Source organism: Streptomyces beigongshangae (assembly GCF_019710745.1).
GTDB lineage: Bacteria > Actinomycetota > Actinomycetes > Streptomycetales > Streptomycetaceae > Streptomyces > Streptomyces beigongshangae.
In genome coordinates, this window is the sequence record NZ_JAHKJW010000093.1 from 1 (window position 1) to 22341 (window position 22341).

Genomic DNA, 22341 nt, shown 5'->3' on the forward strand with positions numbered 1-22341 from the left:
TACCGCGACGATCACGCATCGTCAGCCCCCAACGACATCACGCCGAAAAGGTCAGTAGAGGGCATTTTCCATAGGCGGGGCGCCCGATATTCGGCCATGAGGCATGCAGGGAGGCCTCGCCGTACGGCAAGGCCTCCTCTACGTGAACGTCACGACGTCAGCGGCGAATGTGTACAGTCACGTTCACTCTGACGGTTCCTCCGGCCCCCAAGGCGCCAGCTGCGGCCGCTACCCCGCCAGCAGCTGCCCAGTGGTCTCCGATCGCCAAGATCACCGCCGTCGCCGCGCACAGCAAGGTCGATACCACCACTACCCACTTCATGGCGCGCGCCTCGATTGCGCGACCGCTGCCCCTCCCCATCAGAGTTCCTCCTCATTTCGCCAGCCGAACTCAAATGCGAATAGAGTGGAGCCCCTGGGTTGTCTGGCGTAAGGGGCAAGTTCTGCCGCTTTGACGCTAACAGGGCTCAAAAGGGGCGAGCTATACGTTGTACCGGGTTTATGTTCGGCCGGGAGTCGCAGTACGCGCGCCGCCTCTTCGGCCACTAAATCAGGGGACGGAAGAATGTTTCCGCCTTGAATCAGCCAAGATCGCATAGGGTGCCGAGAGAAGAAGCGCCAGCCCCCGCCATACGTGAACCAAGTAAGTTGACCGGCTGATTGCAGCACGATATGGCCGTAAAGGCCTTCTTCTGTCACGCCGAAGTGTGCAGAGAGGGGGCGCAGCCCGCAACGGTGAAGCTCTTGGAAAACTTGAAATATGTAGCCGTACTGACCGGGGGGCACCGGGTCGTCCCATTGGAATATACCGATAAGGTGCCGCTGGTGGATCTGGGCGGCGGCTCGGTACGGCAACCCGCTTCTCTTCGCCATTTCTCGCACGGCGAATTTTCGGTCCTGGTGCTTGACCACTCTGGTCCTGTCCTGACGGCACTACCCACGCTGCCGCCTGAACGGCCTCTGATCGGTGCGCAATCCACTGGGGACCTAGAGCGGCAGGGATCTCGACGTGGCGTGGGCACGGCGACTACCGAGGGCGGCGCACGCCCATCCGCATAGTATCAAGTCAGGCTTCCCTGACGCAGGTTACAGAAAACTGATGCCCTGTAACCCGAACCGGCGAGGGATAGGAAACAGGACACCAGAGTTAGTTACTACTACGCCATGCTGCTCGGCTCGTGGCGCAGACCGGAAGCGAATACTGCCTGGACGCCGCCCAGTGTGGAGAGATCCGCGAGCGGGTCACCGTCCACCAGGAGGAGATCCGCTCGGTAGCCGGGAGCGACCTTCCCCGTGATCTCGCCCAGGCCGAGGGCAGCAGCCGCTTGCGATGTCGCCATGTCGATGGTCGAGGCGTTTGACAGACCCAGGTGCGAGTAGAACGACAGGGCCTGAGCAAGCCCGTCGAAGCCAGCACGCTGCACGCCTGCATCTGTCCCCGCGATCAGGCGGACTCCGGCGTCGGCCATCTGCCGCACCAGGTCGAACATCGCGTTGGCGCGTTCCTCGCCGAAGAAGCGCGGGAGCATCTGCCAGTGCGGGCTTACGGCCGGGCAGACGGTGATGTCCTTCGCGATGATCTGCTGAACCACGTCGGGCCGGAAGTCCAGGCCATCGCTCGACATCCAAGTGCAGTGCTCGATGGTGTCGACGCCGGCCTCTACGGCTGAGGCGATGCCGTCGGCACCGTGCGCGTGGGCCGCGACAGGCACGGTGCTGGTCGCACTGGAGACGCCGGTGGCGGTCGCGTCCCTGATCCGTGCTGTGAGCCCGGGTGGGCCGGAGGGGAGGGGGGTGCTCACTCCTATCTCCGGTATGTTCAGTGCCGCGGGATGCTCGTGGTCATGGACCGCAACTTTCCCGGGTTTGCTTTGTGGAAGGCGTATCTGGAAGCCGGGTCGCATCTCCTGCTCCGGGCCCGTTCACCGGTGGCTCACCGTCCGGTCGAGCATCTCGCTGACGGCACCTACTTGGCGAGGATGAACCTGGCGGGGCAGAAGGGCGCGCACCCGGGCGGTGTGCTGGTCCGGGTGATCGAGTACCGAATCGACGGCGGTGAGGCGGTCAGGTTGCTGACCGACCTACTGGACCCGTTGACGTTTCCGGCGGTGGAGCTGGCTGCTCTGTACCGGGAAAGGTGGGAGGCGGAGTCAGCGTTTCGGCAGATCAAGACGTTCCGGCGCGGACCGGCCGCAGTCCTGCGTTCTGGCGACCCGCCCTTGTCCGGCAAGAGGTTTGGGCGCATTTGACGGTGCACCACTGCCTGACCCGGGTCGTCACGAGGAACCCCCCTGGATGCCTTCTCGGCCTGCGCCTTGTGTGGTGGTGCTGTGCTGCACGCTTTGTGTTGCCTGCTTTGTCAGCGCGTCCAGGGCAGGTCCGGGTTCGCCCCGCCCGTGTCCGGGTCGGTGTCGCCGGACGGTGCGTCCGCGGTGATGGTGGCCGCGGCGGGGAGCGGGGACGGGGTGGGGCCGGTCCAGGGCAGGTCGTCGTCCGTGCCGACAGTCGTGGTGAGCGTCGAGCCCGCCTTGGTCCAGGGCAGGTCGTCGTCCGTACCTGCGTTCGCCGTACCGGCGAAGAGCACGACGTTCAGGCAGGCCGCACCGATGGCCGCCGCGAAGAAAGCTCTGTTCTTACGCATTCTTGAGATCCCCCTCGTAAGCTGCTTCGTTCGTTCTGGTCAAACCGTACCTCACCCAATTTTTGACTACATTTTTCCGCGATTTCTGCTGGGGAATCCTCGCGAAAATGTGCCGAAAGAGGCTACGGCTAAGCTCCCCCTCAAGAGGCCGGCGGGCTTCGATTGACTTTCCTCCAGTGCCGCCTGCTTCGACAGTGAAGTGGGAACCAAGCGAACGGTTCGGTCCGCTCGTGGCGTGGGGGAATGTCGCAGCACGGAGGGGGAATGGCATGCTCAAGGAGATCGGACTAGGCCAGGATGCGGAATATGCCTATCGCACTCTACTGAAAGAACCGACCGCAGAGGTACAAGTGATGGCAGAACAGTTCGGCTGGTCCGTCGACCGGGTTTCCACCGCACTCGCCGAGCTTTCCGAGCTTTCACTGGTGCGGCCTTCCTTGGAGAACCGCGAAAGTTCACGTCCGGTGGATCCCGAACTCGGGCTCAAAATGCTGATTCAGTCCCAGGAAATGGAACTGCTGAAATTTCAGCAGACACTTTCGGAGAGCAAGCTCGCGGTGGCCCGGCTGATCGCCGACTACCGGGACGAGGAGCACCGGCTCGCTCCGAGCACGGTGACGCTGGCGAGCGGGCCGGATGCGATCCAGGCCGCCATCGAGAAGGTCAGCCACGAATGCCGTGACGAGTGCGAGGTGTTCCTGCCGGGCGGTGCGCAGCCGGCGGTGAGCCTCCAGCAGTCCCGGCCGCTGGACCTGATGCTGCTGGAGCGATCGGTGCGGGTCAGGTGCGTCTATCTGGACAGCATCCGCAATGACCGGCCGACCAGTGAGTACGCCCAGTGGCTCGGCGAGCAGGGCGGGCAGGTCAGGACCGTCGCCCATCTGCCGCTGCGGATGATCATCTGGGACCGGCGGGTGGCGCTCGTCCCGGTGGATCCCCATGATCCGGACCTGGGCGCCTTCCTGCTGTCCAGCCCGGGGCCGGTCGGCGCGCTGCAGGCGCTGTTCGAGCAGATCTGGCAGGCCGGTTCACGGTTCGGCGAGGACCGTGACCGTTGCCGGAATTCCGACGGTGCTCCGGCCGATCAGGAGAGCGCCGTACTGGGGCTGCTCGCCGCCGGGCTCACCGACGAGGTCATCGCCCGCAAGCTCGGTGTGTCCGTACGCACCAGCCGCCGGATCACCGCCGAGCTGATGAGCCGGCTGGGCGCCCGCAGCCGGTTCCAGCTGGGTGCGCTTGCCGCCCAGCGCGGCTGGCTCGCCGGATGACGGGTGACGGGGTGACGCTCTGGTGGATGTGGGCGGTGGGTGGGTTCCTGTGGGTGGTGTGGCTGGCCGCGCAGACCGGCGAGTGACCGGACGGGCATGGCGGGAAAATGGTGCACCCCCGCGCATGTCCCGTGCCGACGCCGGGAGCGTGTCTCACCGGGCAAGCGACCGATCGGCCGAGATCGGCGGGGCCGATCGCGGCCGATCCGTCGCCGCCCGTGGGCCTGTGGGTTGAGGTCTCGCTCGTCGAGTACGGCCTGTAAGGGCCTGTGGCGGCGCCGAGCTCCGGGGTGGTCAGCACATCGCGGTGATCAGTCCGGCGGTGCCGGCGTGTCGGACGTTCCCGCGGAGGTTGTGGCCGGCGGTCAGCAGGGCACCACTCGGCGCGGCCGCCGTCCTCGTCGCGGAGCATGAGCCGGCCGCCGTCGTGGCAGGTCAGGAGCTGTTCGAAGACGGGTTCGACGACGGCTCCGCGGTGGCTGCAGGGGGCCTCGCCGGGGTCGGTCCGCCGCTTGGGATGCCGTAGCTGTCGTCGTGTGCCCGCCAGGGATTGCGGGACAGCCCTCAGCCGCGCAGGAAAGCGAGTACCGCGAGCACCCTGCGGTTCGTGGAGTCGGACAGGCTCAGGTCGAGCTTGGTGAGGATCGAGCCGAAGTGCTTGCTGACCGTGCCTTCGCTGACCGTCAGGGCCGAGGAGATCGAGGCATTGGACTTGCCCTCCGCCATCAGCGCCAGTACCTGCTGCTCGCGGGCCGTCAGCCGCGACATGGGNCTCCGCCATCAGCGCCAGTACCTGCTGCTCGCGGGCCGTCAGCCGCGACATGGGATCGCGGCGGTGCCGGATCAGCTGCCTGACGACTTCCGGATCGACCACCGTGGCGCCTTCGGCCACCCGGTGCAGGGCGTCGATGAACTCCTCGACGTTGCCGATGCGTTCCTTGAGCAGATAGCCGACGCCCGTACCGTCCGACGAGTCGAGCAGGTCCTCGGCGTAGGTGCGCTGGACGTACTGGCTGAGCACCAGGACGGGCAGGTCCGGCTGTTGCTTGCGCAGCTCGACCGCGGCCCGCAGGCCCTCGTCGGAGAAGCCGGGCGGCATCCGTACATCGGTCACCACGATGTCCGGGTGGTGTTCGAGGACCGCCTCGGTCAGTTCCTGAGCAGTGCCCGCTCCGGCGACCACCTGATGGCCGAAACGCTCCAGCAGACCGACCAGGCCCTCCCGCAGGAGCACGCTGTCCTCGGCCAAAACGATGCGCAACATTAGGTCCTCGATCGAGCCGGTGAGCAGGGGACTTGAAGACGGAACACCGTGGGCCCCCCGGGCGGACTGGACACTAGCAGGTGACCCCCGAGCACCGAGATGCGATCGGCCACACCCTGGAGACCTGTTCCGTCGACCGTGTCGGCGCCGCCGATCCCGTTGTCCTCGACCTCCACGGTGAGCCTGCCCTTCTCGGCCTGCCCGGTCACCTTCGCCCTGGTCGCCCGGCTGTGTTTCGCCACGTTCGCCAGGGCCTCGCAGATCGCGAAGTAGACGGCCGTCTCGATGGCTTCGAGCATGCGGCCGGGCAGCTCGAAACTCACATCCACCGGGACCGCAGAGCGGTCGGCGATGTCCTCCACGGCCGCTTCCAGGCCACGGTCGGTGAGGACTTGGGGGTGGATGCCCCGGATCAGTTCCCGGATCTCCACCAAGGCGACGCCCGCCTCCTCCTGTGCTTTGGTCAGCAGACTGCCGAGCGGCTCGGCGGGGTTCTCCAGTCTGGCCAAGCCCAGCGTCATGGACAGGGCAACGAGTCGCTGCTGCGCCCCGTCGTGCAGGTCGCGTTCGATACGGCGGCGTTCCGCCTCGAAGGCGTCCACCAGCCGCATTCGGGAACGGCCCAGCTCCTGGATACGGGAGTCGAGACCGGTCTCCGGGATGGAGAGCAGCTGCCTGGTCAGTACGGCGCGGCCGGCAGCCAGTACGCCCAGCGGATAGGCGAGCACCGGGAGGAGCAGGACACCGGCCAGCAGGGCGGCGAAGGCCTCCGGATAGGAGTCGGCGATCCAAAGCTTGAGTACGCGGGCCTCCTCGTCGCCGCCCGCGGCCATCATCGCGGGCGTGGCGATCAGGCCGCCGCAGATGGTGAGGACCGTGCCGACGGCGAGCCCTTCAAGGGGCCACAACAAGCAGGCGAACAGCAGCGCGTAGCCCAGCTCCCGCCAGGTGGCCCGCTCCTGGAGCCGCGTACGCAACCAGGCGGACAGCCCGGTGCTGTGGGGCTCGCGGTGCGGTCCGGGGATCGGATCCCTGTCCAGGAGCCGGACCCTGCGGCGCTCCAGGGCGGCCAGCGGGATGCCGGTGAGGGCGAGGGTGAGGAGCAGGGGAATGCCGATCAGGACCGCCGTGAGCACACTGCCCGCGACGGCCAGCAGAAGGACCGTGGCCAGCGTGGCGATACCGAGCGGCACGCTGGTCAGCAGATAGAGCGCCGAGCGCCACGGCCAACTGCTGCGGACATAACGCCGCTCCTGGAGCGCTTGCCAGAGGCTGGGGGAGTGCATGAGGGCACGCTATGAGACGTCGAGCGGGCGGACCACCCAGCTAGCTCCACCCTTGGGGTGGGCCCTGTCTCTCCTGGAAGAGTCCTCCCAGTTGCAATGTGCCGGACCCGGCCGATCAGGTCTCCTTGAGGCAGTGGGCAGCCGACTGCTCCCGCCCCGCACTTCGGGGCCGTGCCACATCGAGGGGACCCCCATGGACTGGCTCCAGACCCAGTTGTCCACTGTGCCTGTCTGGTTGACGCTGGTCCTCGTGTTCCTGCTACCCGCGGTGGAACCGGTGCTTCCGGTGTTGGGCATGCTTCTTCCTTCCCAGACCGCTCTGGTGGTGAGCGGGGTGCTAGCGCACCACGGCACGCTTCCGCTGGCCGGTGCGCTCGCTGTCGCGGTGCTCGGTGCGGTGGCGGGCAATGTGCTCGGTCATCTCGTCGGACGGGTGTGGGGGGCCAGGATCGCCGCCGGGCTGCCGGCCCAGGTCACCCAGTCGCGCAAGTACCGGGCCGCGTTGAGCGCGGTCAGTACGTACAGCGGCCGGGCGGTGCTGCTCGGGCGGTTCAATGTGGCGCTCCGCACGATGGTTCCGGTCATGAGCGGCACCATGCGGGTGCCCTGGCGGCGGTATCTGCTCTGGTCGGTCCTGGGCAGCCTGCTGTGGGCCCCGGCCTGTGTGGCGATGGGGCTTCTGGCCGGCAGTTCGTGGCAGCAGTGGGGTGGCTCCGGCGTGTTGGCCGGCGCCTCGGCGCTGCTGCTGGTCACCACCTCGCTCCCGGCACTGCTCGCGCTGCGGCGCGGATCGGCGGAAGGCGCGGCGGCCCGGTAGGGCCGATGCCACGGTGCTCGTTCAGAGGCGTCCGGCGATGAACGCCAGCAGCTCCGCCTCCACCGGTACCAAGTAAAAATGGTCCCCAGGGAAGATCCGGCTCTCGAAGCCACCTGTGGTGAGCGCCGACCAGGATTCCAGTTCCGCGACCTGGCAGCCCGGGTCGCGGTCGCCGCCGACCGCGGTGATGGGCGCCCGCAGCGGGGCAGGGTCCTGAGGCCGGTAGGACTCGATCAGCCGGAAGTCACTGCGCAGGGACGGCAGTAGCAGTGGGCGCAGGTCGGGGTCGTCGTAGACGGACGAGGCCAGATCGCCCAGCCGTCGGGCCGAGGCGATGAGCCGGTCGTCGTCCAGGGCGTGCAGGGTGCCGCCGCGCTCGGTGTGGGGCGCGCCGCGTCCCGACACGATGACGCGGTCGGGAACGATGCCGTGCCGTTCGTCGAGGCGGCACGCCACCTCGTACGCCACCGCAGAGCCGAGGCTGTGCCCGAACAGGACGAGTGGCAGCTGCCGCTCCCCGGTGACCTGAGGTCCCAGCGCGTCGGTGATCCGGTCGGCCAGTTCGCTCATGTCCTCGATGCAGGGCTCGGCGAACCGCTCCTGCCGGCCCGGGTACTGCGTGGCGAGCACCTCCACATCGACGGGGACACGCCCCGGCCAGTGGTGGAACAGGGTCGCCGTGCCGCCCGCGTGCGGGAAGCAGACCAGCCGGGCCCTGACCCTCCCGTCCCGTCGATACGTCCGGAACCACTGGTTCCCTTTTCTGGCGTCGATGACCGTCACGCGAATCCACCTCTCCGGGCCCCTTCCGGCCCACTCGTGCCCGTCATGATCCGGCCCGGAGGTGGCTGACGGACGCCCTCGGGCGTGCAGGGTCCTGTCCCGGCAGGTTCCTGCCTTCCGGTTCGCTGCCTTTTCCGTACGGGTGCAGCCATCGTGCACAGGAGGGTGGAGCTACCTCCACCCTCAAGATTCCGCTCCGCTCCGATGTGTCGGAAGCGCGGGCCCTGTTGAGTGGAAACCATGAATCAAGCAGCCGTCCGGCTCAGTTCGGTCACCCGGTCCTATGGCAAGAACGCCAGTGCGGTAACCGCTCTGGACCGGGTCAGCCTGGACATTCCCAAGGGCACCTTCACCGCCATCATGGGCCCCTCGGGCTCCGGCAAGTCGACTCTGCTCCAGTGCACTGCGGGTCTTGACCGGCCGACCAGCGGCCAGGTGTTCCTGGGCGACACGGATCTGACCCGGCTCAGCGAGGCGAAGCTGACGCTGCTGCGCCGCAAGCGCATCGGGTTCGTCTTCCAGGCCTTCAACCTGCTGCCCTCGCTGACCGCCGCGCAGAACGTGGCGCTCCCGCTGCGGCTGGCCGGGCGCCGCCCGAAGCGGTCACAGGTGCTGGAAGTGCTGGACCAGGTGGGGCTGCGCGAGCGGGCCGGGCACCGGCCCAGCGAGATGTCCGGTGGTCAGCAGCAGCGCGTGGCCCTGGCCCGCGCCCTGGTGACCCGGCCCGAGGTGCTCTTCGGGGACGAGCCGACCGGCGCCCTGGATTCCACCACCAGCCGGGAGGTGCTGTCCATGCTCCGCTCGATGGTGGACCGCGGCCAGACCGTGATCATGGTGACGCACGACCCGATCGCCGCCTCCTACGCGGACCGGGTGCTGTTCCTGGCCGACGGCCGGGTACAGGACGAGCTGTACTCGCCCTCCGCCGAGCAGGTCGCCGCGCGCATGACGAACCTGGCGGCGGTCCCGTGTTGAGCCTCGCACTGCAGGGCATGAAGACCCGCTGGGTCACCTTCGTCGGCTCCTTCATCGCCCTGGCCCTGGGCGTCGGGCTCATCGCCACCACCGGGCTCGCGCTCGCGGCCACCTTCAGCGCCCCGGACCGGGGCCCCGAACGGTTCGCGAAGGCCCCCGTCGTCGTCCAGGCCTCCGACCGGCTCCGGGTCGACACCCCGATCGGCATCCGGACCCAGCCGCTGGACAACCCCCGCCCGGTGCCCGAGAAGCTGGCCGCCGAACTGGCCGGCCTCGGCAACACGGTCCAGGACCGGACCTTCCCGGTGAACGTCCAGGACGCGGACCTGGACGGCGACGGTGAGGGAACGGTCGGCCACCCCTGGTCGGTCGCGGGCTCCACCCCGTACAGATTCTCCGGCGGACGCGCCCCCTCAGCGCCCGGGGAGGTCGTCGTCACGGCCGGGCCCGGCGCCGAGGTGCGGACGGGGGACCGGATCAGGGTCGCCACGTCGGCCGGCACCACCACCCAAACCGTGGTCGGAACCGTACGGACGGCGGGCTTCGAGACCGCCGTGTTCTTCACCGACGCGGAGGCCGCCAGGATCTCCCCCGTCATCGACGCCGTGGTGGTGCACGCGGCCGCCGACGCGGTACGGGCGGTCGCCGGCGAGAAGACCGGCATGGTCGTCCTCACCGGCGACGAGCGGCGCCGCGCCGACCCCGACCCGGACCGCGACAACGAGGCCCTGGTCTCCGTCAACGCGCTGCTGGGCACCGCGGCCGCCATCACCGGCTTCGTCTCCGTCTTCGTCGTCGCCTCGACGTTCTCCTTCGCCGTGGCCCAGCGCAGGCGCGAGTTCGGCCTGCTGCGCACGGCGGGCGCCACACCCAACCAGGTGCGCAGGATGGTGTACGCGGAAGCCGTCGTCATCGGCATCCTGGCCTCGGCCGCAGGCTGCTGGCTGGGCGCCGCCGGAGCGCCGCGCCTCGCCGACTGGATGGTCGACGTGGAGATCGCGCCGCGCTGGTTCGCCATCGGAAACCAGACCTGGCCGCTGCACACCGCCTTCTGGACCGGCCTGTTCGTGGCGATGGCCGGGGTGCTGGTCTCCTCCTACCGGGCCGGGAAGGTCGGCCCGACCGAGGCCCTGCGCGAATCGGCCGTCGACAGCCGGGCGATGCCGGTGAGCCGCTGGCTGATGGCCACGCTCGTGCTGCTGACCGGGCTCGGACTGCTGGGCATGGCGCTGGTCTCCGACCCCGGGGACGTACTCAAGCGCAAGACCTACATCACCCAGCCGATGCTGCTGATCGTCGGGTTCGCCCTGTTCGCACCGGTCCTGGTGCGGCCGCTGACCCAGCTGCTGACCTGGCTGCCCGCCCAGCTGCCCGGCGCGACCGGTGTACTGGCCAGGGAGAACGCCAACGCCGGGGTACGCAGGACCGCCGCCGTGGCCGCCCCCGTCATCATCACCGTCGCCCTCGCCGCCTCCCTCATGGGCACCACGGCCACCATCAACGAGGCCAAGGCCACCGAGGCGCGCAACCACACCGTCGCCGACTTCGTGATCTCCTCGGGTGGTGAAGGCCGTTCGGTCTCCCCGCAGTTCGTCCAGCGCATCCGGCACGTCGAGGACGAAGGCGCCACGGTCAGCGCCTCGCGCTCCACCGGGGTGACCGTGCTCGAAGAGGGCACGGCCCTGGTCAAGTCCGAGGCGAAGGCCGTCACTCCGGCCGGCCTTGCGGCCGTCTCCGACCTGCCCGTGGTGGCGGGCAAGCTCACCGACCTCGACGACCGGAGCATCGTCGTCAACGAGGAGTGGCTGACCACGACCGTGGGGCAGCAGGTGTCCGTCTGGCTGGGCGACGGCCGCAAGGTTTCGCTGAAGGTGGCCGCCGTCCTCGGCACGGGCACCGGCAGCAACGGGGTGTATCTGACCCCGCGCAACGCCGCGGGCGCCGGAATCGACCGGATCGATGTCAAGGTGAAGGACGGCGCCGACCGGGCGGCCGTCGCGGCGACCCTGCGCGAGGCGGGCACCGCGACCGGCACCGAGGTGCTCACGAAGAGCGAGTGGGTGAACGAGCACTACCCGCGCTCCAGCGAGAACACCCGGCTCGGCCTGTTGATGATCCTGGGCATCGCCCTCGTCTACACGGGCATCGCTCTGGCCAACACCCTGGTGATGGCCACCTCCGACCGGGTCCGTGACCTCGCGGTGCTCCGCCTCTCCGGCGCCACCAAACCGCAGGTCCTGCGCCTGGTCGCTGTGGAGGCCCTGGTGGTGGTCGCGGTGGGAGCCGTGATCGGCGGCGCCGTCGCCGCGCTGAACCTGCTCGGGGTGTGGGGCGCGCTGGGGCTGCTGGACGTGTGGTCGGCGGTCGTCGTGCCCTGGGGGACCATCGGCGCGGTCGTCGCAGCCAGCGCCGTACTGGCCATCATCTCCGCCGTACTGCCCGCCTCCTTCGCCCTGCGCACCCGGCCCGTCGAACTGGCCGGGATGCGCGAGTAGTCCGGGCTCCGGCAGGGCTCTTCGCGGCCCGGGGTCGTCGGCGGCCCCGGGCCGCCCATGGCCCCGGGGCTGCAAGCGGCCATCACCATACGATCCTGAGAGGCAGAGCACGTTGACGAGCGACACCGGGGTGATGCTCCATGAGTTTCTGCGGTCCCCCATGCAGGTCGGGGCGGTGGCACCGAGTTCACGCAGGCTCGCTGCGGCGGTCACGGCACCCGTACCCGAGGCCGGTGACCCCGTGGTCGTCGAACTCGGCCCCAGAACCGGCGCGTTCACCGGACTGATCCAGGAGCTGCTGGGCGGGCGCGGCCATCATGTGGCCGTGGAGATCAACCCCCGACTGGCCGAGTCCCTGGGCAGACGCTTCCCGCGGGTCGAGGTGTTCAACGCTAAGGCCGCCCAGCTGCCCCGGCTGCTCGCCGCATGCGGCCACGGCACGGCGGACGTCGTCATCAGCGGTCTGCCCTGGGTGTCCCTGCCCGGACGGGTGCAGCACGAGACGCTGTGCGCCGTCCGCGATGTGCTCCCGGTGGACGGGGCGTTCACCACCTTCGGATACGTCCACACGATGCGGCTCGCGCCGGCCAGGCGCTTCCGCCGGATGCTCGGCGTGAACTTCGAGGAGGTGGTGGCGGGCCGCACCGTGTGGGGCAACCTGCCGCCCGCCTTCGTTTACCACAGCAGGCGGCCCCGGGACATAAAACCGATCGGCCGGCTGTACGGGCCGGGCGGCGACGGCTGTAAGTGCGCGACGACGGCCGGCGCGGGGCGCTGCTGACCCCGTCCGCGCCGCCGGTGTCCAGCACCGGCATCCAGAACTGAGTCCGCCGCCGCACCGAAGAGGTGCGGCGGCGGACTCAGTGGTGCGTGTTCCTCTTGCAGCCGCAGCTCATCCCGCAGACGGCTCAGCCATCGCCACCGCGATCTTGCGCGGACCGGTGAACGGCTCCCGCGCGTGCGCGGCGAGCATGTTGTCGACCACCAGGATGTCGTGCCGCTCCCAGTCGAAACGGGTGCTGGCGTCCCGGTAGCACTGGCGCAGATGGGCCACCACGTCGTCCGGGATCAGTGCCCCGTCCCCGTAGTACGAGTTGGTCGGCAGGTCCTCGGGCGCGAATATCTCCTCCAGGCCCTCCCTGACGTCCGCGCCCAGCGTGCTGACGTGGAAGAACGTGATGTGGTTGAACCACACCGGCTCGCCCGTCACGGGGTGGCTGTGCACCGCGTCGCGGATTGCGGTGGTCCGCATGCCGCCCTCGGTGAACTCCACTCCGATGCCCTTGTCGCGGCAGTACGCGGCGACCGCGTCCCGGTCGTCGGTGTTGAAGGCCTGCTGCCACGGGACCCCGAAGTCCTGGTGGAAGTTGCGGACCACACGCCAGCGGCGCCGGGTGAACTCCTCCCGTACGTCCGGGTCGATGGCCGCGTACACCTTGCGGATGTCCGCGAGCGGCGTGGCGCCCAGGGTGAGGGCCTGCTCGATGCAGAAGAAGTACAGCGTGTGGGGCCAGACCGCCTGATAGGAGTTCTCGTTGTGCAGGAAGATCTCCTCGTCCGCCGGATAGTCGGTCGAGGTGTACACCTGCCCCTTGATGGTGCTGCGCGGGGAGGAGCGCTCCGCGTACATCAGGGGCGGCATCCCGGACAGGGAGTGCACCGAGCCGTTGAAGCCGTCCACCCCGTCGACCCGGAAGCCACGCAGCAGCACGGCTCCCCGCTCGGTGAGGGCGGCGCGGAGCTCCGGCCGGTTGCGGGCGATGAATGCACTGACTTCGGTCCCGGGGTCGGGCGCCAGGAAGACGCGCGGAAGGTATCCGGGCAGGTCGGTGCCGGTGGGCAGGGTGATCGCAGATGTCGTCATGATGCGTCGGCTCCTTCAGGAGCGGAAGGGTTCGAGGATGGAGTGGGAGCCCGGCTGCGGGGCTGTGGCGTCCGGGCGGTGCGGATCGCGCAGGATTACCGGTTCGGTGGAGCCGGCCGGGCGGGCGAGCGCCACGAACAGGTTGTGTCCGCTGGGCAGGTCCTGGACCAGCCAGTCGCCGCCGCCCGCCGATTCGCCGTCGTGCACGACGAGGGGGCCCGGGTGCTCGGGCCTGACCTCCAGGGCCTTGAGGTCCGCGGTGATACCGGTACCGATCGCCTTCACTACTGCCTCCTTGCGGGTCCAGCACCTCAGGAAGGCGGCCTGTCGTGCGCCGTCGTCCAGCAGATCGTCCAGGTGTGCCAGTTCGGATGGGGACATGACCAGGGAGGCGGCGCCGGCCGGGCTTCCCGACCGGCCGTTCTCCACATCGGCGCCGACCTGTCCCGAGGTGGTCACCGCGAGGGCCCAGTGCGGGCCCGCGTGGGAGAGGTTGAAGTCGAGGGCGGTGGGCGGCCCGGTCACGACCGGTCGGCCGTGATCGGGGTCCGCGCACCAGGGACAGGGCTTCGTACCGAACCTGATCCCGGCCGGCGGCGCATCCAGGTACCGGGCCAGGACCCGGCGTACGGCGATGTGCGCACCCGCGTACTGCAGCCCCTCGGTGGGCGGTCTGCGGCGCATCACCGTGCGCTCGGCGGCGGACAGCAGCCGCAGGTCGGCGCCGGGTGGGGCACCGTGGGTGGTGCCCTGCCAGACATGCGTGGCTCCGCTGTCCCACAGTGCGCGGTACTCACGCTCAGTGGTGTTCACCCGGGCTCAGTCGGACATCGCCACGAGCACGCGGCGCGCACCCGTGAAGGGGCGGCGGCCGTGCGACACGAGCATGTTGTCGATGAGCATCAGGTCACCGGTGCGCCAGTCGCAGTTCTGGGCAGCCTCCAGCCCGCGGTCGCGGACCTGGATGACGTACTCGTCCGGGATCGGCGAGCCGTCGGCGAACGTGACCGACTGGGGCAGCTCGTCCGCCGGGAGAATCGCCGCCAGCGCGGCCGCGGTATCGTCACCGAGGCCCGCCGGGTGCCACTGGTCCGCCTGGTTGAACCAGACCTCCGCACCGGTGACAGGGTGGATCGCGGTGGCCGGGCGCACCTGGCGGATGCGCAGCGAGCCGTCGCCCTTCCACTCCCAGGTGGCGCCGGTGTTGCCGAGGAAGGCCTCGACCTCGGCCCGGTCCTTCGTCTCGAACGTGTCCTGCCAGCTCTTGCCGAGCCCGTAGCCGTCGTGGAGGTTCTGCTGGTAGCAGACACCGCCCGTGAACGCCTCGCGGACCTCGGGGTCGAGCGACTCCAGCCACAGCGCGGAGTCCGTGACCGGGGTCGCGCCGCCGGTCTTCGCGGCCTGCTGGCAGAAGAACAGCAGCCGGGCCGGCCACCGGTGGGCGTACGACATCTCGTTGTGCATCGAGATGGTGAACTCCTGCGGGTACTCCGTTGAGGTGTAGACGTTCTTGCCGACCTTCGTACGGGGCGAGTTGCCGTGCACGTAGGCCAGGCGGTTGGGCAGCAGCTCATTCATGATCTTTTCGAGCTCCTCCTCGGTGACACCGAAGCCGCGGAAGATCAGGGCCTTCTCCTTGACGAGCTGGTCGGAGATGGCCGAGGTGTCGCTCACCACCTCGAACAGCCCGGCGCTCGACGCCTCCACCCCGGCATTCTCGGGAGTGATGACGAATGGAACCCAGCCGTTGGACGCGTTCATGTGCTTTCTCCTTGTGCATCGGATGCTGCATTGGATGGAGCGTCGGGTGATTCGTGAGGCTCGTGCGATTCGTGGGTGAGCCGGTGAAGACGGGTGAGCTTGGAGCAGGCGGCGGTGAGCGCCAGTACGGCCATCACCGCGCCGAGGGCCGCGGCTGTGACCGCCGCGCCCAGGGCGTCCAGGAGCAGCCCGCCGGCCAGGACGCCCAGCGAGTTGGCGCCCGACCCGAACAGCTGGAGCACGCTGTTGACCCGCCCCTGGAGCGCGTCGGGCGTGATCTGGACCTGGTAGATCCCCCCGGCGACGTTGACCACGCCGCCGACGAAGCTCATCCCGGCGAACAGCGCACCGAGAACGACGGGGGACCTGGTCAGGGCCAGGGCCGGGACCAGCAGCGCCCAAGCGGCCAGGGCCGCGCAGACCAGCACGGGCAGCCCGAGCCTGCGCGCGGTCCACCCCCCGCCGAGCGCCCCGCAGGCACCGCCGACCCCGCTGATCGCAGCGATCACGCCGACCGTCCCCGCCGAGAGACCGTCCTCGTACAGGACGAAGGCGGGCAGCAGCGCGAGCGCCTGGAAGATCACGTTGCTGCCGGAGATCAGCAGCGTGATCCGCCGCAGGAAGCGGCGCTGCCAGAGCCACCGCACTCCTTCGGCGATCTGCGGGCCGATCCTTTGCTGCCCAGCGGGCTCCTGCTTCTGCTGGAACGGCTTCTTGATCAGCAGGACAGCGGCCAGCGAGAGCAGGTGTGCCACCCCCGCCAGCAGGAAGGGCGACCACCTGACCGCTCCGAACGCCACGCTTCCGGCGGGCTGCCCGATGAGTCCGGCGGCCCGTCCCCTCGCCTCGTTCCCGGCGAGCGCCGCCGTCAGCTGCGAGGCCGGGACCACGTGGCGTACGCCGGCCCGCTCGGCCAGCCGGTAGCAGACCATGAGCGTGCCCTCGACGAACGCGGCGGCCGCCAAATGCGGCAGCCATACCCGCCCGGAGGCCACGCCGACGACCACGCTCGCCGCGCTCAGCGCGCAGCCCGCGCTGCAGAGGATCATCATCCGTTTGCGGTCCCAGCGGTCCACCAGCGCTCCGGCCGGCAATTGGAACAGCAACTGCGGCAGTTGCACGGCGAACCCCGCCACGGCCGCCGCCGACGCCGATCCGGTGGACCAGAGAAGCAGCAGCGGGTAGGCCACGGACGAGGCCCGGGAGCCGAGGAGTGTGAGCCCCGCGCCGCTCCACAGCAGCAGGAAGTCGCGGTTGCGGCGCAGCGGGACCGGGGTGGGTCCCGCCGCGTCCGCCACCGGTGGCGCCGCTTGGCCGGTGATGCTCACAGGCGCTGCGCGGCGCCCGCGGAGGCACCCACACGGCACCACTTCAGTACCGCCATCGCGCTGTGCATCTTGTTCTCGGCCTGCCCGAAGGCGATGCTTCGCGGACCGTCGAGCACCTCACCGGTGACCTCGTCGCCACGGTGCGCGGGCAGGTCGTGCAGGAAGACCGCCTTGGGGCTGGCCTCCCAGAGGGCCTCGGTCACCTGGAAGGGGGCGAAGACCGTGCGCCAGTCGGGGTCGGCCTTCGCCGTGCCCGTGGTCTGCCAGCGCGTGGTGTAGATGGCGTCGAACTCCTCGGGCAGGTCCGCCATGTCGTGGCGTTCCCGGATGCGCGCGCCCGACCGGCCGGCGTTCCGCTCGGCCCGCGCCAGCATCGCCGGGTCGAGGCCGTACCCGGGCGGGGTGCGCAGCTCCAGCTCGGTGCCTTCGAAGCGGGTGAGCGCGAGGGCCAGGGCGGAGGCGGAGTTGTTGCCCTCGCCGACGTACAGGACGCGCAGCCCGGTGAGGCGGCCGAAGGTCATGCTGAGCGTCGTGAGGTCCGTGAGCGCCTGCGTGGGGTGCTCGTCGGCGCTCATCGCGTTGATGACGGACATCCGGTCCTGCCGCGCCCAGGCCCGCATCTCCGCCGGGTCGCCCGCCGTACGGGCGACCAGCACATCGAGCATCCGGGACAGCACGGCCCCGGTGTCCTCGCTGGTCTCCCCGGTGTTGAGCTGGAGGTCACCCGGCCCGTACGTGAGCAGCGATGCGCCGAGCCGCAGGGCTCCGCTGGAGAACGCGGTGCGGGTCCGGGTGGACGTCTTGCTGAAGTAGACGCCCACCACCTCGTCGGTCAGCGGCCGTCCGCCGCGAACGCCGCCCGAGGCGAACGCGACGCCGTCGGCGACGATGGAGTTCAGGTCCTCGTCTGTGAGGTCGTTGATGGATATCAGGTGGCGTACGGATGAGTGCTGCACAGTGTCCTCCGGATCGTCTGCCGGGATGAGGCCGGGTGGGCTCGTCCAGTCATGCGCGGTCCTCCTCGGTGACCACCGCGCTCAGCAGCGGGTGGTTCGCCGGAGCGGCGTCGCCGGTTCCCGCCGCCGCCCAGTCAGCCATCAATCCGCCCTTGCCGAAGCTCTGTTCGAGGCGGCTGAGGGCGGCGGTCAGATGCTTGACGACGCCCTTGCCGCTGTCGGAGTTGGTCAGGGCGACCAGTCCGACGCCGGTGCTGAGGTGGCTGAGCGAGAGGTTCCAGTAGCCGGCGGGTTCGCCTCCGTGCCCGAACTCGGCGTCGTCACCGGTGTCGTCGACGATGGTGCCGAGGCCGTAGAAGCTCCCCGGGTGTCCGGTGAGCAGCTCACCGGCGACCTCGCTGGGCAGCAGAGCGTCCGGGAGGCCGAGCAGGGAGGCCCGCATCTGGCGGGCGACCTTGGCTATGTCCTCGGCCGTCGTCCACAGTCCGGCGGCGGCGAGGTGGGCGCGGTTGCGCCAGCCGCCGTCGAGCGCGACCCCCTTGGCGTGGTGCCCGAGCGCCACCGGTCTCCCGGCGGTGAGCGGGAACTCCTGGTCGAAGCTGCTGCCCGTCATGGCCAGCGGGGCGAGCACGAGCCGGTCCATCAGCTCCTGGAACGACTCTCCCGTGACGTCCTCCAGCAGCTGCTGGAGGACCCAGTAGTGGGTGCTGCTCTTGCGGAACGTCGAACCGGGGACGAGCTGTCGCTTCACCTGCGGGGTGGTGACCGGGCCGGTGCCCGCCAGCAGGTCGAGCAGAGTGGGCACCTCCTCACCGGGCCGGAACCCGACGCTGCGGTGCCTGGCCAGACCCGCCGTGTGGCCCAGGAGGTGACGGACGGTCACCTGACCGGGTGCGGCGGCGAGCTCCGGGAGCTGCCAGGAGGTCAGGTGCTCCTCGATCGGGTCGTCCAGGGCGATCCGGCCCTGTGCCACCAGCCGCAGGGCGGCCAGCGCCGTGACGTGCTTGCTGATCGAGCCCACCTGGAACAGCGTCTGCGGAGTCACCGCTTCCGCGCTGCCCGCGGACAGCACCCCGGACCCGTGCAGCTCGGTCGAGCCGTCGGCGCCGAGTACGGCGATGCTCACCCCGGGTACCTTGTGCTCGGCCATGAGGGCGTTCAGATCGTCCAGCGGGAAGGCCGCCGAAGCTGCCTGAGCCGCCCGGGGAGCCGCCGGTGCGGCCTTTCCCAGGAGCGCCGCGACCTCCGCGAGCGGGCCCTCGGCCAGCCGGCTCCGGTCGCCGCCCGACGCCTGTTCCAGCAGCGTCGCGAGCAGCTCCGCCGACATCACCACGTCGGCGGGCTTCGCCTCCTCCACGACAGGAGCGGGCTCAGGCTCTGCCGCGCGGTGGGCCGTCTCCGTGTCCTCGTCGATCGCCGCGGCGAGGTCGATCAGCGTCCCGTGCTGGTACATGCGCCAGACCGAGACGGCGAGGCCCTCGCGACGGGCCGCGGCCAGCACCTGGATCATCAGGATCGAGTGCCCGCCCAGCTCGAAGAACTGGTCGTGCACCCCGATCTGGTCGACGCCCAGAACCTCGGACCAGATCTTGGCGAGCAGCCGCTCCGTCCCGGTTCGCGGCGCCACATAAGCGTCCTCGGAGCGCATCGAGGAGCGGTCGGGCGCGGCCAGCGCCCGCCGGTCCACCTTGCCGTTGGCGTTGAGCGGGATGCTCTCCAGCGCCACGAAGGCCGAGGGCACCATGTACTCCGGCAGGCGCCGCGCGCAGTCGTCGGCCAGCACCGAGGCGCTCGGAAGCTCCTGGCCCGCGGCCGGCACGCAGTACGCCACCAGGCGCTTGTCACCCGGGGTGGGCTCGTGCACCGTGACCACCGCGTCGCGCACGGCCGGGTGGGCGGAGACGACCGCATGCACCTCGCCCAGCTCGATCCGGTAGCCGCGGATCTTGACCTGGTCGTCCAGCCGGCCCAGGAACTCCACGTTCCCGTCGGCCAGCAGCCGCACCCGGTCACCCGTGCGGTACAGCCGTGCTCCGGCGGGCCCGTACGGGTCCGGCACGAAGCGCTCCGCCGTCAGGTCCGGGCGGCCCGCGTAACCGCGCGCCACACCCGTACCGCCGACATACAGCTCGCCCAGCACCCCCGTCGGCACCGGCTGCATCGACGCGTCCAGTACGTACGCCGTCATGTTCGGCAGCGGGCGGCCGATCGGCACCACGTCGAGGTCGACATGGCCGGTCACCGGGTGGATGGTGGAGCCGACCGACGCCTCCGTCGGTCCGTACTCATTGATCATCCGGCCCTTGCCGAGCACCTCCAGCGAACGGTTGGCCGTCTCACCGGGGAGCGTTTCGCCCGCCACCACGTACACCTGGCTGAGCTGGTCCACCTGCTCGGTGGTGAGCTGCTCGGTCAGGATGTCCAAGTGACCGGGGGTCAGCTTGATGAAGCTGTACGGGCCCGAGTCGAGCAGTGCCGCGGACAGGTCGGCCGGTGCCGTGTCCTGCGCCACCACGTGCACGGCCTGCCCGGTCACCAGCGGACCCCACAGGTTGGGCACCACCAGGTCGAAGGCCACGGAGGAGAACAGCGGCGCGCCGCCCGTCCCCCGGGACGCCAGGTCCTCGGCCGCCCAGGCGACATGGTTGGCCAGCCCGTGGTGCGGGATCTGGACACCCTTGGGCCGGCCCGTGGAGCCGGAGGTGAAGATGACGTACGCCAGGCCGTCCGGGTCGTCGGTCCGCGCGGGCACCGTGCTCGCCGACTCGGCGGACCCCGCCCGCTCCACCTCGTCGAGCAGCAGCACCGGAACGCCGGTGGCGAAGCCGTCCGCGTAAGAGGGCTCCGTCACCGCGGCGACGACTCCCGCGCTCTCGCACATGCTCGCGATGCGCTCGGCCGGGTACGACGGGTCGATCGGCACATAGGCGCCGCCCGCCTTCCACACCCCGAGCAGCGTGGCGATCAGCCCCGGGCTGCGGTCGAGCAGCACTCCGACGGCGCTCTCCGCGCCGATCCCCTCCGCGCGCAGCCGGTGCGCGATGCGGTTGGCGCGAGCGTCCAGTTCCGCGTAACCGACCGCCGCGCCCCGGAGGCGTACGGCAACGGCGTCCGGAGTCCGGGCCACCTGCTCCTCGAAGCGTTGGAGGACGGTCAGCTCCGGGAACTCCCGCCCGGTCCCGTTCTGTTCCAGCAGCCACTGCTGCTCGCCCGCCGGGAGAAACGTGTCCTCGGCGCTGCCGCGCGGATCGGCGACCATCGCCTCCAGGACCTGCCGGTACAGACCGGTCAGCCGGTCGGCGTGGGCGCGGCCCAGGGCGTGGGTGTGCGTGGTCAGCAGCAGGTGGCCGGCGACGGCCGAGACCGCGAGAGCGAACTCGGTGCCGCCCTCGCCGCTGCTCGCCCCGGAGTCGACGAGCTTGGTGTCGACATGGTCGAAGTCCTGGTAACTGAAGCGCACGTGGAGCAGCCGGCCGAGGCCGGCATCGCGCTGGATGACCGGCATCGGGAACCTGCGGCGGTCCCAGACCTCCGCCTCCCGGGCGAAGACCTGGCGCACCAGATCGCTCCAGCTGCCGCTCGCCCGGTCGAAGGCGAAGGGCAGCGTGTTCAGGTACATGCCGTAGACGCGCTCCGCGCCCGGGGACTCCGGCCGTGCGCTGCACACCAGGCCGCTGAAGAAGGCCTCCTCCTCGGTGACCATGCTCATCACCTTGAGGTGGGCGGCGAGCAGCACGCTCTTGAATGACGCCTGGGCCGAGGTGGCGAGGGCGCGGAGGCGGGGTTCCAGGTCGTGCACGGGCACGGCGACCTGGTACTTCTCGCGCGGCGCCGAGGCGGCGCCCTCCCACACGGGCGGCAGCGCGAACGGTTCGTACCGGCCGATGACGTCCTGCCAGTACTCCCGGTCGGCGGCGGACTCCAGGGAGGCGAGCTCCGCCGCGATGAAGTCGGCGTAACGCACCGAGGGAGCGGTGAACGCGGCCGGGGTCAGTCCGTCGCGCAACTCGCGGTAGACATCGAGCAGCTCCATGAGCAGCGCGCGGTGGCTCCACCCCTCGGTGATCGCGTGGCAGACCGTCACCACGAGGCGCCAGGAGCCCTCGTCCTCCACCTGGGCGGTCATCCGCAGCAGCGGAGCCGTGGCCAGGTCGAAGGAGATGGACCTCTCCTCGGCCATGATGTCCGCCACCCGCTGCTCGCGGTTCTGCGCGCCGCGCAGGTCCTCGACCGCCAGCGGAACGACGGTGTCCGCAGCGACCAGCTGGAGCGGGGTGGTGAAGGAGTCCGGGTGGAAGGAGGTGCGCAGCATCTCGTGCCGCCCGGTGACCACGTCCAGCGCGGCGCGCAGCGCGGCCTCGTCGAACGGGGTGCCGTCCGTGATGCGGAACGAGGCGACGTTGAGGTAGGCCCGCCTCTCCTGGTCGGCCAGCATCTCGACGAGCATGCCCAGCTGCACCTGGGACATCGGGTACGCGTCGACGACGCCCTCGGGCAGCCGCGCCCGGTCCTCGTCCGCCAGCAGCGCGAAGGGCTCCACCGGAGGGGCCGCCGCGGCGGGCGCCGGGCGCCCGGTGAGGAACTCGCTGAGCTGCGCCACCGTGCGGTACTCGAAGACCTCCCGTACGCCGACGTCGAAGCCGGCCGCCCGCAGGCCGCCGACCAGCGCGACTGCGCGGATCGAGTGGCCGCCGAGGTCGAAGAAACTGTCCTCGACGCCGACCCGGTCCCGTTCGAGGACCGTGCACCAGATGGCGGCGACCCGGGCCTCGGTGATGGTGCGCGGGGCGACGTAGGCGGAGTCTCCGTCCAGCTCGTCCGCCTCGGGTGCGGGCAGCGCGCGCTTGTCGGTCTTGCCGTTGGCGTTGAGGGGGATCTCGTCCAGCGCCACGTAGGCCTGCGG

The 22341-nt window shown here is 70.1% G+C and carries 16 protein-coding genes and 1 pseudogene; 6 read left to right on the forward strand and 11 right to left on the reverse strand.

Annotation, left to right across the window (positions count from 1 at the left end; translation table 11 throughout):
* Positions 1-1157: 1157 nt before the first annotated feature.
* Positions 1158-1802: an amidohydrolase family protein gene (locus KM933_RS36515; protein WP_308013664.1), complete on the reverse strand. Its 645-nt coding sequence runs from the start codon at positions 1800-1802 to the stop codon at positions 1158-1160.
* A gap of 30 nt (positions 1803-1832) precedes the next feature.
* Here KM933_RS36515 and KM933_RS40510 point away from each other — a divergent pair, with 30 nt between their 5' ends.
* Positions 1833-2249 carry a transposase gene (locus tag KM933_RS40510; protein ID WP_323056070.1) on the forward strand — a complete coding sequence of 139 codons (417 nt, stop codon included), beginning with the start codon at positions 1833-1835 and terminating at the stop codon, positions 2247-2249.
* A gap of 110 nt (positions 2250-2359) precedes the next feature.
* On the opposite strand, the gene KM933_RS36525 is transcribed toward KM933_RS40510, so the two are convergent.
* The gene (locus tag KM933_RS36525) at positions 2360-2641 is read right to left on the reverse strand and encodes a hypothetical protein (RefSeq protein ID WP_221361098.1); all 282 of its coding nucleotides are present in this window, start codon (positions 2639-2641) and stop codon (positions 2360-2362) included.
* A gap of 269 nt (positions 2642-2910) precedes the next feature.
* On the opposite strand from KM933_RS36525, the gene KM933_RS36530 reads away from it, so the two are divergent.
* Entirely contained in the window at positions 2911-3909 is a 999-nt protein-coding gene (locus KM933_RS36530; protein WP_221361100.1) for a helix-turn-helix domain-containing protein, read from the forward strand.
* A 564-nt stretch (positions 3910-4473) separates the two neighbouring features.
* Here the strand turns inward: KM933_RS36530 and KM933_RS36535 are convergent.
* Together KM933_RS36535 and KM933_RS36540 are read right to left on the reverse strand one after the other, a co-directional pair.
* A pseudogene (locus KM933_RS36535) lies at positions 4474-5173 on the reverse strand (response regulator transcription factor).
* A complete protein-coding gene (locus tag KM933_RS36540; RefSeq protein ID WP_221361102.1) occupies positions 5173-6459 on the reverse strand; it encodes a sensor histidine kinase in 1287 nt (428 codons plus the stop codon). Before KM933_RS36540 ends, KM933_RS36535 begins: the two are co-directional and overlap by 1 nt.
* A 295-nt stretch (positions 6460-6754) precedes the next feature.
* Between KM933_RS36540 and KM933_RS36545 the strand changes: the two genes are divergently transcribed.
* Positions 6755-7276: a DedA family protein gene (locus KM933_RS36545; protein ID WP_221361103.1), complete on the forward strand. Its 522-nt coding sequence runs from the start codon at positions 6755-6757 to the stop codon at positions 7274-7276.
* Between the two features lie 21 nt (positions 7277-7297).
* On the opposite strand, the gene KM933_RS36550 is transcribed toward KM933_RS36545, so the two are convergent.
* Positions 7298-8059 (reverse strand): thioesterase II family protein, encoded by a 762-nt coding sequence (locus KM933_RS36550; RefSeq protein ID WP_221361105.1) that lies wholly within the window; start codon positions 8057-8059, stop codon positions 7298-7300.
* A 240-nt stretch (positions 8060-8299) separates the two neighbouring features.
* On the opposite strand from KM933_RS36550, the gene KM933_RS36555 reads away from it, so the two are divergent.
* From KM933_RS36555 to KM933_RS36565, 3 genes are all read left to right on the forward strand, one after another.
* Entirely contained in the window at positions 8300-9034 is a 735-nt protein-coding gene (locus KM933_RS36555; RefSeq protein ID WP_221361107.1) for an ABC transporter ATP-binding protein, read from the forward strand.
* Positions 9028-11529 (forward strand): ABC transporter permease, encoded by a 2502-nt coding sequence (locus KM933_RS36560; RefSeq protein ID WP_221361109.1) that lies wholly within the window; start codon positions 9028-9030, stop codon positions 11527-11529. Before KM933_RS36555 ends, KM933_RS36560 begins: the two co-directional genes overlap by 7 nt.
* 133 nt (positions 11530-11662) lie before the next feature.
* Positions 11663-12310: a class I SAM-dependent methyltransferase gene (locus KM933_RS36565; protein WP_221361111.1), complete on the forward strand. Its 648-nt coding sequence runs from the start codon at positions 11663-11665 to the stop codon at positions 12308-12310.
* A 111-nt stretch (positions 12311-12421) separates the two neighbouring features.
* On the opposite strand, the gene KM933_RS36570 is transcribed toward KM933_RS36565, so the two are convergent.
* The 6 genes from KM933_RS36570 to KM933_RS36595 are packed head-to-tail and all read right to left on the reverse strand — an operon-like array spanning position 12422 to position 22329.
* Positions 12422-13393, reverse strand: coding sequence for a TauD/TfdA family dioxygenase (locus tag KM933_RS36570; protein WP_221361113.1), 972 nt, complete (start codon positions 13391-13393; stop codon positions 12422-12424).
* A gap of 15 nt (positions 13394-13408) precedes the next feature.
* Entirely contained in the window at positions 13409-14206 is a 798-nt protein-coding gene (locus tag KM933_RS36575) for a 4'-phosphopantetheinyl transferase family protein (protein WP_221361116.1), read from the reverse strand.
* Between the two features lie 6 nt (positions 14207-14212).
* Positions 14213-15154 carry a TauD/TfdA family dioxygenase gene (locus tag KM933_RS36580; RefSeq protein WP_221361119.1) on the reverse strand — a complete coding sequence of 314 codons (942 nt, stop codon included), beginning with the start codon at positions 15152-15154 and terminating at the stop codon, positions 14213-14215.
* Entirely contained in the window at positions 15151-16482 is a 1332-nt protein-coding gene (locus tag KM933_RS36585) for an MFS transporter (RefSeq protein ID WP_221361130.1), read from the reverse strand. Before KM933_RS36585 ends, KM933_RS36580 begins: the two co-directional genes overlap by 4 nt.
* Positions 16479-17438 (reverse strand): ornithine carbamoyltransferase, encoded by a 960-nt coding sequence (locus tag KM933_RS36590; RefSeq protein WP_221361132.1) that lies wholly within the window; start codon positions 17436-17438, stop codon positions 16479-16481. The genes KM933_RS36585 and KM933_RS36590 overlap by 4 nt, the downstream gene beginning before the upstream one ends.
* Before the next feature lie 49 nt (positions 17439-17487).
* Positions 17488-22329 carry a non-ribosomal peptide synthetase gene (locus KM933_RS36595; RefSeq protein ID WP_221361134.1) on the reverse strand — a complete coding sequence of 1614 codons (4842 nt, stop codon included), beginning with the start codon at positions 22327-22329 and terminating at the stop codon, positions 17488-17490.
* Positions 22330-22341: the final 12 nt, after the last annotated feature.